The sequence below is a fragment of the Salinicoccus kekensis genome, assembly GCF_900220995.1.
Classification (GTDB): Bacteria; Bacillota; Bacilli; order Staphylococcales; family Salinicoccaceae; genus Lacicoccus; species Lacicoccus kekensis.
Genome location: NZ_OBQF01000003.1, coordinates 94,173 through 105,732, shown reverse-complemented (window position 1 = coordinate 105,732; position 11,560 = coordinate 94,173). Strand labels below are relative to the sequence as shown.

Annotated in this window: 10 protein-coding genes and 1 pseudogene; 6 read left to right on the top strand and 5 right to left on the bottom strand. The window is 49.7% G+C overall.

From position 1 onward, the window contains the following. Position 1: 1 nt before the first annotated feature. From hisD to CRN96_RS07030, 3 genes are read right to left on the bottom strand one after another with little or no spacing between them, the layout of a single operon-like run. Positions 2 to 1,237 carry a histidinol dehydrogenase gene (gene hisD / locus CRN96_RS07040; protein ID WP_097040565.1) on the bottom strand — a complete coding sequence of 412 codons (1,236 nt, stop codon included), beginning with the start codon at positions 1,235 to 1,237 and terminating at the stop codon, positions 2 to 4. Then, positions 1,237 to 1,839, bottom strand: coding sequence for an ATP phosphoribosyltransferase (hisG, locus tag CRN96_RS07035; protein WP_097040564.1), 603 nt, complete (start codon positions 1,837 to 1,839; stop codon positions 1,237 to 1,239). Before hisG ends, hisD begins: the two co-directional genes overlap by 1 nt. After that, positions 1,836 to 2,639 carry an ATP phosphoribosyltransferase regulatory subunit gene (locus tag CRN96_RS07030; RefSeq protein WP_097040562.1) on the bottom strand — a complete coding sequence of 268 codons (804 nt, stop codon included), beginning with the start codon at positions 2,637 to 2,639 and terminating at the stop codon, positions 1,836 to 1,838. The genes hisG and CRN96_RS07030 overlap by 4 nt, the downstream gene beginning before the upstream one ends. A gap of 161 nt (positions 2,640 to 2,800) precedes the next feature. On the opposite strand from CRN96_RS07030, the gene CRN96_RS07025 reads away from it, so the two are divergent. After that, a complete protein-coding gene (locus CRN96_RS07025; RefSeq protein ID WP_097040560.1) occupies positions 2,801 to 3,088 on the top strand; it encodes a YerC/YecD family TrpR-related protein in 288 nt (95 codons plus the stop codon). A gap of 73 nt (positions 3,089 to 3,161) precedes the next feature. Further along, a complete protein-coding gene (locus tag CRN96_RS07020) occupies positions 3,162 to 3,431 on the top strand; it encodes a 4a-hydroxytetrahydrobiopterin dehydratase (protein WP_097040559.1) in 270 nt (89 codons plus the stop codon). 267 nt (positions 3,432 to 3,698) lie between these two features. Here the strand turns inward: CRN96_RS07020 and CRN96_RS07015 are convergent, their stop codons facing one another. Both CRN96_RS07015 and CRN96_RS07010 read right to left on the bottom strand, forming a co-directional pair. Beyond that, positions 3,699 to 4,871, bottom strand: a complete 1,173-nt coding sequence (locus CRN96_RS07015; RefSeq protein ID WP_097040557.1) for a M24 family metallopeptidase — start codon at positions 4,869 to 4,871, stop codon at positions 3,699 to 3,701. Continuing rightward, on the bottom strand, positions 4,849 to 6,081 hold the full coding sequence (locus CRN96_RS07010; protein WP_097040555.1) for a cystathionine gamma-synthase family protein: 1,233 nt from the start codon (positions 6,079 to 6,081) through the stop codon (positions 4,849 to 4,851). The genes CRN96_RS07015 and CRN96_RS07010 overlap by 23 nt, the downstream gene beginning before the upstream one ends. 314 nt (positions 6,082 to 6,395) lie before the next feature. On the opposite strand from CRN96_RS07010, the pseudogene CRN96_RS07005 reads away from it, so the two are divergent. The 4 genes and pseudogenes from CRN96_RS07005 (at position 6,396) to CRN96_RS06990 (ending at position 11,527) form a co-directional block, all read left to right on the top strand. Further along, positions 6,396 to 7,481: pseudogene (locus tag CRN96_RS07005) on the top strand (IS30 family transposase). A gap of 189 nt (positions 7,482 to 7,670) precedes the next feature. Then, complete coding sequence (locus CRN96_RS07000; RefSeq protein ID WP_425442531.1) at positions 7,671 to 9,602, top strand: fructose-1,6-bisphosphatase; 1,932 nt, start codon at positions 7,671 to 7,673, stop codon at positions 9,600 to 9,602. Between the two features lie 14 nt (positions 9,603 to 9,616). Further along, a complete protein-coding gene (locus CRN96_RS06995) occupies positions 9,617 to 9,970 on the top strand; it encodes a DUF2200 domain-containing protein (protein WP_097040551.1) in 354 nt (117 codons plus the stop codon). 69 nt (positions 9,971 to 10,039) lie between these two features. Next, on the top strand, positions 10,040 to 11,527 hold the full coding sequence (locus tag CRN96_RS06990; RefSeq protein WP_097040549.1) for an NAD(P)H-hydrate dehydratase: 1,488 nt from the start codon (positions 10,040 to 10,042) through the stop codon (positions 11,525 to 11,527). Positions 11,528 to 11,560: the final 33 nt, after the last annotated feature.

Genomic DNA, 11,560 nt, shown 5'->3' with positions numbered 1-11,560 from the left:
ATCACTCCGTTCTTATTTTCAATGACTGATAATGTGCATCAAGTGCTTCCCGTTTCGCCACGGTCATCGCAGGTCCTGCGATTTCACCGAACGTCTCCTTCTCAAGCGAAATCACCGCATGGCTCGTCAGGAAATCGTTGACGTTCAACCCGTGGCTGAAACGTCCTGTGCGGTCCGTCGGGAGGACGTGTGAAGGTCCTGCCGCATAATCTCCGATCGCTTCAGGTGAATGGGGACCTTCAAAAACCGCCCCTGCGTATTTGATGTTCCGGATGATCATGCCGGAATCCTTATGCTGCACGGAAACATGCTCCGGTGCGATGTAATTGACGAGGTCGATCAGTGCCTCCCTTGAATCCACAACCGCAAAATGGTTGTTTTCAACGGACGCCCTGATGATTTCTGCACGTGGCTGCGCATCCATCATTTCAGTGATCCTGCTTTCAATACGGTCGATGATTCCGGCGTCTTCGCTGAGCAGGAAAGTGCGCGCGTTCGCATCATGCTCCGCCTGTGCAAAGATGTCGTAGACGATTGAATCGACATCCACCTCTTCATCGACATAGAGGAGGATCTCGCTCGGTCCGGCAATCATATCGATGCCGGTCTGTCCGAAGAGCAGCCTTTTGGCAAGCGCCACATAATAGTTGCCCGGCCCGACGATTTTATCGACCTTCGGTATCGTCTCGGTGCCGTAGGCGAGGGCGGCGACGGCCTGTGCACCGCCGACCGTGTAGACGTTTTCCACACCGCATAAGTAAAGGGCTGCAAAAGTGATGTTGTTGTCTTCAAACGTCGGTGTCACCACATGGATTTCATCCACCCCTGCTGCAAGTGCCGGCACGACCGTCATCAGGACGCTTGAAGGGTAGAGCGCCCGGCCGCCGGGCACATAGACCCCGACTTTCTCGATCGGATGGTAGACGTATTTGAATTCCCCGTCGTCCTGATCGGAATATTTTATCGTCGCCTGGTAGTCTTCAATCCGCTTTTTGATCAATTCAAGTGCCTGCTTCTCTTCATCCGGCAGCGACTCGAAACTTTTCTTAAGGTTTTCGGCGGACACTTTGAAGTCATTCAGAGCGATGCCATCAAACCGTTCCGTGTAGTCTTTCAGCGCCTGGTCTTTATTCCGCTTCACATCTTCTATGATTTTGATGACGTCGGCCATACCCTCAAAACTCTGATCCTGGACATATTTCTCTTCAAACACTTTCCTGAATTCCAAAGCATCCATCAGAACACCCCGATTTCCGTTAAAAATTTATAAATTTCGTCTTCTTTCGTATAGAAGGTCCTTTTATTGGCGATCAGGCGTGCATGGATCTCGAGGATCTTCTCATACTCAATCAGGCCGTTATCCTTCAACGTGTTCCCTGTCTGGACGATGTCGACGATGCCGTCGGTCAGCCCGAGCAGCGGTGCCAGCTCGACGGAACCGTTGAGATGTACGAGTGAGACATCCATCTTCTTTTCCCGGAAATATTTCGAGGCGACATTCGTATACTTCGTGGCGATTGTCCTGAGCTCCCCCTGATCGGGGAGGCCGGCCACGGAGAAATGGCAGTCTCCGAAAGGAAGCTGGGAGACGTTCAGTATATTGAAAGTGTCCTCTTCTATGATATCAGAGCCCACTATGCCGATATCCGCCACGCCGCTTTCAACGTAGGTCGGCACGTCGGGCCCTTTTGCGAAGATGAACTTCACATTATCGACGATCGTGTAGAGTGAGCGGGTATCTTCCGACAATGGTTCGATGTACTGCTGTAAATCATTATCTTCCAGATACGCCGTGAAATCTTTATATAACCTGCCTTTGGTCAACGCTACAGTAATCATAACAAACCTCCATTCGAAAGATTCACAGCGATGCCGAATGCACTGCTGTTGTATTCGCCGCCGCTGATCAACGGATAATCATGGTTCAAAAACACCTGAAAATAAAAACCGTTGTAGTAGGACTGCGGTGAGCGGAACGAAAGATCGAGGATGAATTTCATATTGTATTCCGCGAGATGACTCCTCAAATGATTGATGAAATCAAGTTCCTCACTGTTTTGGAATTCATCGTTGATGATATCGATCTGATCACTCACTTTTGCCGTCATCAGCACCGTGAGCGGGTGATCCTCACCCAGCTTTTTTCTGATCTCGGATATATTCTTCTCATAGATCAGGTCTTTTATGGAGAGGTCCAGGTCGTATTTCTCAACATAAAGGTCAAGGAGTTTGTCATTGTTCACGACGACGGCCCTGAAATTGTCGGGCGTTTTATTTTTGAAGAATGACAGATGCATATCGATGCTCTTTAAAATCTCCGGCTCCTCCGGACCGTACAGTTCAACCCCGGCCTGATAAAAAGTTTCATAGCTTCTCACGACCGGGCCGAAATATCCGAACATGCGGTGGCTGAGATGGAAATTTTCATTGTAGTTCAAAAGGGAACGCGTCCAGTCGCTCCGGATCGACATCAGCTGTTCATTTCTTTCAAAAATGATCGTTGACGGGTGATGCTCTTTATCTTCAATATAAAAAGGTTCCACCATATTCATATCCACAAGGTGGTAACCTTCACGGTCAAGCAGCTCTGTATAATCCTGTGCGAGCTTCAAGCGGTTGATGATCAATGTGTTCTCCATATCCAATCTCCTTTAACACTTTAGCGTAGTGAAGAATAACTAATAAATCTGATAGTAACAAAGATAATCCGAAGATGCAAGGATTCCATGAAAAATAGTTTAACGCTTTAATTCGCTAAAGTAATTTGATAGAATGATTTTATTAAATGGAGGGAACCTTTATGCAAATAGATAATATCAGAGGTCAGGAGCTCGACGACCTGTTCGAAGGTATTTTAAAGCTCGAAAACCTCGATGACTGTTACCATTTCTTTGACGACCTGTGTACAACGAATGAACTGATCGCCCTCAAGCAGAGATTCCAGGTCGCCAAAATGATCAAAGAAGGCCAGACATACCAAAAAGTCCAGGACAAGACCGGTGCATCCAGTGCGACCGTATCCCGCGTGAAACGCTGCCTCGACTACGGCAGCGACGGCTACCACAGGGTCATCGACCGGCTCGACTGATTTTCCTGAACGTGTTTAACTGATCGGCACAAAAGGTAAAGTGGAATAAGTATTCTATGGAGGTGACCGATTCATGAGTGACGTAAAAGAACAGGCCGGAAAATTGGACGGCTGGGAACTCGACGGTGAAAAGCTGAAGAAAACCTACAGATTTGATAAATACCTCGACGGAATCCAATTCGTGAGTAAACTCGGCGTCTATGCCGAAAGTGTACAGCACCATCCCGACATTTCAATCAACCATACGAACGTAACAATCACCTGGACGACATTCTCGAAGAAGGAACTGACTGAAAAGGATGTCGCCGGAGCCAAGGCAGCGGATAATGTATTGAAAGCTTAAAAAGAAGAGGAGCAGGATCCGTATTGAATCCTGCTCCTTTTGTGTTGGCGATCATCTTGGGGTTTTCCGGGGAGTTGCTCGTTTTTTCGCATTGGAATACGAGCATATCCCGCTTTTCAGGCGACTTGCTCGTTTTAACGCCTCTTAATACGAGCATACATCAGATTTCAGCCGACTTGCTCGTTTTAACGCCTCTTAATACGAACATGAATCAGATTTCAGGCGACTTGCTCGCTCCCGGAATAAAAATCACAGCCCAGCCGGCCTTCATTCAACTTCTTTTTCATAAATCTCACGGTTGAATGAGGTCAGTCTTTCAATCCCTGTCTCAGTCACCAAAATCGATTCGGTGATTGAGACGCCGAAGTCTTCATACCACATGCCGGGCATGAAATGGAATACCATATTCGGCTCGAGTATCGAGTTATCATTTTTACGGAAACTGATGGTGTGCTCGCCCCAGTCGGGCGGGTAGCTCAGGCCGATCGAGTAGCCGACCCTGGATTCCTTCTCATAGCCGTATTTCGCAATGACATTCGTCCATACGCTGCTCACCTCGGCAGCTGTATGGCCGGGCTTAATGAAAGCGAGCGTTTCCTCGATGCCTTCAAGCACGACTTTGCCGACATCCAGGACCCGGTCTTCGGCTTTTCCGAGCGATACCGTCCGTGCCATCGGGACGTTATACCGACGATATGCCCCGGCGATTTCAATCGTCACCAGATCACCTTTCTTATAACGCTGATCGGTCCATGTCAAATGGGGGCTGCCGGTCTGTTCGCCTGTCGGCAGCATCGGCACGATGGATGGATAATCCCCGCCGAATGTATCGCTGCCGTATATCTGGGCGTTATAAATTGCTGCAGCCACATCATTCTCCCGAACCCCGACATCGATCCTGTCATATGCTGCCTGCATCGCCTGTTCCACGATATAGGCCGCTTTCCGCATATAGCTGATCTCCTTGTCACTCTTGATCAGCCGCACCCAGCCGACGAGCCTGCCCGTGTCTTTCAGCTCCGCTTCGGGCAGGCCGATCAACATGCGTTCATGGCATTTGCCGGTATAATAAAAAGCATCAAGCTCCACACCGATCTTACGGTCACCCTTGCCTTTTTCGAGCAATAATTCCGCAATGAAGTCGAATGGATGCTTGATGGAGGATTGTACATAATCATCCGGATAGTGCAGGATGTTTTCCGGCTTCATCCATGTCGTCAGCTCCGCACCTTTGGCATCCATCCCCCGGCCGATCCACAGCGGTTCTTTTTCATCGATGAAGACGATGACCGCCTGATGGACATAGAAACTCCATGCGTTATAACCGGTGATATAACACATATTTGAAGGGTTCGAGAGCACCAGCACTTCCACACCATGCTGCAGCATACCCTGTTTTGTCCTGTTGAGCCTTGTTTTATATTCTTTCCTGGAGAACATCGCCTGTCCCCTCTCTCTTATAAGATTGATTTTCCAGAATGCCCAGCGCATTCTCCATATCCGCGATCAAATCTTCATGATCCTCGATTCCCGCCGAATACCTTACAAGGCTCGAAGGTATGCCGAGTGCCTTCAGTTCCGCTTCGGTCGATTCCACATGGCTTGTCGTGTTGGCAGGGCCGACGGTCGTCTCCACCGCGCCGAGGTTTGCTGCCCGGTTGGCAAACTGCAGTCTTGGCAGCACCTGTCTCACGGCATCCTGTCCGCCTTTCAGTGAAAAGCTGAAGATCGCCCCGTAACCCCGCATCTGTTCTGCCGCAATATCATGGTGGGGATGGGTCTTGAGTCCGGGATAGAATAAATCCTCCACCGCCGGATGGCCCGACAAATATTCAACGAGTCTGCCGGCATTCTCCGTCTGCTTACGTACCCTTAAGTCAAGCGTCTTCATGCCACGGAGCAGCAGGTAGGCCGCATGCGGATCGAGTGTTGCACCGTTGATCTCCCTGTAATGGAAGACTTCCCCGACGAGCTCAGCGTTTCCGCACAGCACGCCGCCAAGCGCATCGGCATGTCCGCCCAAAAACTTGGTTGCACTGTGGATGACGAGGTCTGCCCCGAGTTCAAGCGGATTCTGCAGTATCGGTGTCGCAAAAGTGTTATCCACGACCACGAGTGCACCCGCTTCATGTGCCGCTTCGGCAATCCTTTTGATATCGATGATCTTCACCGTCGGATTCGTCGGGGATTCCAGATGCACGAGCCTGCATCCCTTCCCGATCTCTTCTTCCAGCGCTTCGTGATCATCCGTGTCGCACAACACCGCTTCGATGTTCATATGCGGCAGGAAGTCACTGAACAGCCTGTTCGTCCCGCCGTATGAATCTTTGATGCTCACCACACGGTCGCCCGGTTTTAAGAATGTGTAGAACGTGCCGCTGATTGCAGCCATGCCCGTCGCAAAACTTGTCGCCGCTTCCGCACCTTCAAGAGCCGCCACCTTCTCCTCGAATGCGGCGACCGTCGGGTTCGTATTCCTCGAATAGATATGGCCTTCAGCTTCCCCAGTCGATACTTTGTACCAATGTTCAAGATCTTCATAATCATAGGCGACACTGTTGACCACCGGCACCTGTGAAGCGCCATGTGCCCTGTAATTTTTCTCCCCTGCCCAGACTGTTTCGGTTGCACGGTTCACCCGCTGTTTCATAAAACCACTCCCCCTTTTGTAAACGCTTACAAAATTATTCCGCTTATGCCTCCGTATGTTTTGAAAGGCAGCTTTCCCCCTTTCCCTCACTATACCATCTATGGAATAATTATAAAATAAAAGAATTATTACACCCAATATTTATTTTCATTCATTCTGCCGGGAGGTCTTTATTTTTCTTAAGATGTGATTTATATAAAGACGAAATGGTGGATTTTATAATGAACTTAGCCACCTCTGATACAAAAAACGCCATGTGAATTTCATGTTATATTGAAGGTTAACCACAACACTCAATAAAGGAATGAAATCACATGACGCAACTTCATGATACCACTGAATCCATCAAAGGAAAACATCTGACCAAAGCGGAACGGGTCCAAATTAAGATTTTAAAGCAGGAGAATTACTCCAACCGTGACATTGCGGCGCGTTTAGGACGTGCACCCCAGACCATCAATAACGAAATCAAACGCGGAACCGTCCGACAAATCCGCCGTCAGAAACAGAATGGAAAAACATATGATTATGAGTATCATGTCTATGATCCAGACTACGCTCAGACGCGTTATGAAACCCACCGCCTTCACTCTGGCCGGCGGCCAAAATAGAGCCGATCCAATACATTTGTCGACTGGGCAGATACACAGATGCTGGACCACCACTGGTCGCCCGATGCCGTCATTGGTGCTGCGAAACAAAGGGATGTGTGCCCTGCTGAACTGATACCATGTACGACGACACTGTACAACTGGATTGACCGGCAGATCATGCGCACAAAGAACATCCATCTATCGGAGAAGCTCAGCCGCAACACAAAATCAAAAACACGCAAGGACCGCGAACATAAACGTGATCTGGGACCGTCCATCGCTGAACGGCCAGAAGGTGTCGAATCCCGGGAGACATTCGGTCACTGGGAAATCGACACCGTCATCGGTTCAAAACACAAGGATGATGCGGTGCTGCTGACATTGGTGGAGCGACAGACCCGTTTTGAAGTGCTTTTGAAAATTAAAGGCAAGGACGCTCAACCTGTCACAGAGGCAATCGAACGACTCGTTGAACGCGCCGGTGATCACATGCCATCGTTATTCAAGACCATCACATCGGATAATGGCTCTGAATTCAGTGCACTCCATGACACCTTGAAGCATGTGACAGACGTCTACTTTGCCCGGCCGTTCGCTTCATATGAACGCGGGACCAGCGAGAACCAGCATAAGCTCATTCGCCGGTTCATCCCGAAAGGCCAGTCGATTTCATCAATCAGTGACCGACAGGTCCAGCGCATTCAACGATGGATGAATGACTATCCCCGTAAAATCCTGGGATACCGGACACCGCATGAGCGTTTTGTCCAGGCAATGCAACATACACAACCGGCACATAGCGCCTAGTGTAAATGTTTCTCCTCCCCCTCGGGGGAGGAAGAGCCCAGCCATCAGAGGGCTTTCACAAACCCTGGATTAGGGTCATACCCTAGTGGCTAACTTAAACTTGAAATTCGCGATAAAGACGAAATCTAGTATAATGATAAGTAATATTAAATAGGGGTGTCTGTTATGGTTGAGACTTATGATGCAGATCTGAAGGCGAAATATCTGGATCTGCTTTCCACAAAATATGATAATGAAGAAAAAGTGGCCACCGAAATTATGAACCTTGAATCGATACTTCACCTGCCGAAGGGTACGGAGCACTTCGTCAGTGACCTGCACGGTGAATATCAGGCTTTCCAGCATGTCTTAAGGAGCGGGTCGGGGAATGTCAGGCAGAAGATCGCGGCATTGTTCGAAGATTCACTGACGGAGGAGGAGATCAGCGGCTTTGCGGCATTGATCTACTATCCCGAGGAAAAGCTCCAGCTGATCAAAAATGAATTCGAATCGAAAGAGGCATTGGATGAATGGTACATTTCGACCATCCACAATATGATCGACCTGGTCGCATTTTCCTCCACCAAGTACACGCGTTCCAAATTGAGGAAGGCGCTGCCGGAACAGTTCGTCTTCATCATCGAGGAGCTGCTTTACAAAACGGATGAGGATGCCAACAAGAAGACATACTACGAAAAACTCGTCGGCCAGATCATCTCACTCGGCCAGGCGGATAAGCTGATCGTCGGCCTGTCCTATTCGATACAGCGTCTGATCGTCAACCACCTTCATGTCGTCGGGGACATTTATGACCGCGGGCCGGAGCCTGAGAAGATCATGGATACGCTGATCGACTACCACTCCCTAGATATCCAGTGGGGGAACCATGATGTATTGTGGATCGGTGCATATGCAGGTTCGAAAGTGTGCCTTGCGAACATTTTACGAATATGCGCAAGATACGACAATCTGAACATCATCGAGGACGCCTACGGCATCAACCTCCGGCCGCTCGTGAACCTTGCAGAGAAATATTATGATGACAACCCGGCCTTCCACCCTAAGATGACTTCGGGCGAGGAACTGACGGAGCTCGAGAAACTGCAGATCACCAAAATCCACCAGGCCATCGCGATCATCCAATTCAAGCTCGAGGCACCGATCATCAAGCGCCGTCCTTTCTTTGAAATGGAGGAGCGTCTCGTCCTTGAAAAAGTCGACTATGATAAAAATGAACTGACGGTCTACGGCAATACTTACAAGCTTGAGAACACATGCTTCCAGACCGTGGATCGGAATGATCCGACGAAGCTCCTTCCAGAAGAGGAGGAAGTCATCAATAAACTGCTCCTGTCAATCCAGCAGTCGGAGAAACTGAAGCGGCATATGAACTTCCTGATGAAGAAGGGCAGCCTTTATTTGAAATACAACGGCAACCTGCTGATTCACGGATGCATACCGGTCGACGAGAACGGTGATATGGAATCGATGGAGATTGAAGGCGAGGTATACAAAGGCAGGGAATTGCTCGACAAGTTCGAGGAATATCTCCGCCAGTCTTTCGCACACAAGGAAAACACCGATGACCTTGCGACCGATTTGGTTTGGTATTTATGGACAGGGAAATACTCATCACTGTTCGGCAAGCGTGCGATGACGACTTTTGAGAGGTATTTCATAAAGGATAAAGCTTCCCATAAAGAGGAGAAGAACCCTTACTACCATTTAAGGGAAGACGTCAACATGTGCCGCAAGATGCTTGAGGAATTCGACCTCGACCCGGATCAGGGGCGGATCATCAACGGCCATACCCCGGTGAAGGAAATCGACGGGGAAGACCCGATCAAGGCGAACGGCAAGATGATCGTCATCGACGGCGGATTCTCGAAAGCCTATCAGAAGACGACCGGCATCGCAGGCTATACACTGCTCTATAATTCATACGGTATGCAGCTCGTCGCACACCAGCACTTCAACTCTAAGGAAAAAGTGCTGATGGACGGCGCGGATGCCCTGTCCGTAAGGCGGGTCGTGGATGAGGAACTTGAGAGGAAACTGGTCCGCGACACCAATATCGGTGCAAAACTGAAAGAAGAGATCAAGTCACTCAAAGAACTGCTTGCATACAGATATATTGACTAATGGAGGGATGAACGATGGCCGGCCATAAAATTTATGAGATGCCATTTTCAAGCGTCTACCCGCACTACATCAACAAAGCGGAGCGTAAAGGCCGCACGAAGGCGGAAGTCGATGAAATCATCCGCTGGCTGACGGGGTATACCGAAGAAGGCCTTGATCGGCAGCTGGCAGAGAAAACCGACTTCCGGACCTTCTTCGATGAGGCGCCGGAAATGAATCCCGGCCGGAATCTGATCAAAGGCGTCATCTGCGGTGTCAGGGTCGAGGAAATCGAGGAGCCGCTGATGCAGGAGATCCGCTATATGGATAAGCTGATCGACGAACTCGCCAAAGGCAAAAAGATGGATAAGATATTGAGACAGGCATAATAGAACCCCCGGGGGATCATCCGTGATGACCCGGGGGATTTATTTTATACTGGGGATGGAGGTGCATTTATGAAAGTCGTTACAGGAGAAGAGATGAAGGCAGTTGACCAGTATGCGATTGAAAAGATCGGTGTCTCCGGCACGATACTGATGGAGAACGCCGGACGCGTCGCTGCGAAGAACATCATGAAAAATTTCCGCAGGCAGAAGGTATGTGTACTCATCGGCAGCGGGAACAACGGCGGTGACGGTTTTGTGATCGCAAAAGTGCTTAAGGAAAACGGGTATGAAGTGGAAGCCTGCGTCATCCCTGAAACAGATAAGATCAAGGGTGATGCTGGATACCATATGAACATCTATCTCAATTCGGGCTTCAGTTTCAGGCAGTACGATAAGGAAATCGTAAAAAGTGCTGATATCATCGTCGATACGATGCTCGGCACCGGGATTACGGGGGAAATCCGTCCGCCTTATAAAGATATCTTCCAGGAACTGAATGCGATGGATAACTTCATCATATCAATTGATCTGCCGAGCGGGGTGCCGGCGGATGAATCCCCGGTGCCGGAATATGCATTGAAGGCTGACCATACACTGATCATCGGCCTGCCGAAGCTGAGCTATTACACTTATCCGGCGCGGGAGTATTACGGCGATGCGAAATTGATCCATATAGGACTGCCGCAGAAGGCGATCGATGAAACCGTCCGGTCCAAAAGAAATGTCTGGACGCGTAAGGATACCGGAAACCACTGGCCCGTGAGGGAAGACGAGTCACATAAGGGGTCGCACGGGAAAGTCGGCATCATTGCAGGCAGTGCCAATATGCCGGGTGCGGCTGTCCTCACAACGGCCGCTGCCGTAAGAAGCGGGGCCGGGCTGACCCAGTTGAACACGCATAAGGATATTTTCGGGACTGTGGTGAATCATATCCCGGAAGCGACACTTTTTAACCGCGAAGATGATTTGGAAGCATTCATTGAAGGGAAAGACGTCATCGCCATCGGTCCGGGCCTCGGTGTAAATGATGAGACGAAGCGCACCGTGGAGTATCTGTTGAATCGATTCGAAGGGCCTCTGGTGATTGATGCCGACGGCCTTACGGGGCTGCAGGACTTGAAAAGCAACATCCGGGAGAGGAAGCATCCGACTGTCATCTCACCCCACCCCGGTGAAATGGCCCGCCTCGTTGAGTCATCCCCGGGAAAAGTGAATAGGAAACGGTTTGAAATTTCCCGGGAAATCGCAGTGGAATACGGCATTTATGTAATATTGAAAGGGCCGAATACTCTGGTTGCGACACCGGAGGGAGAGACCTTCATCAACGATACCGGCAACGCAGGGCTTGCGAAGGGCGGAAGCGGTGATGTACTGACCGGGATGCTTGCTGCATTCCTCGCCCGTTACGAAAATCCGCAGCATGCCATCTCCAGTGCGGTCTTCATGCACGGATTTACAGCCGAGCATCTATTGGAGAAGGGCGCCGGCATAGAAACCATCACGGCATCCGACATTATCGATGACCTTCAAGGTACGTTTGCTGTGATGAGTGGTTGAGTTCTGATTTGGACGCTGATTTCTGAGTTCTCA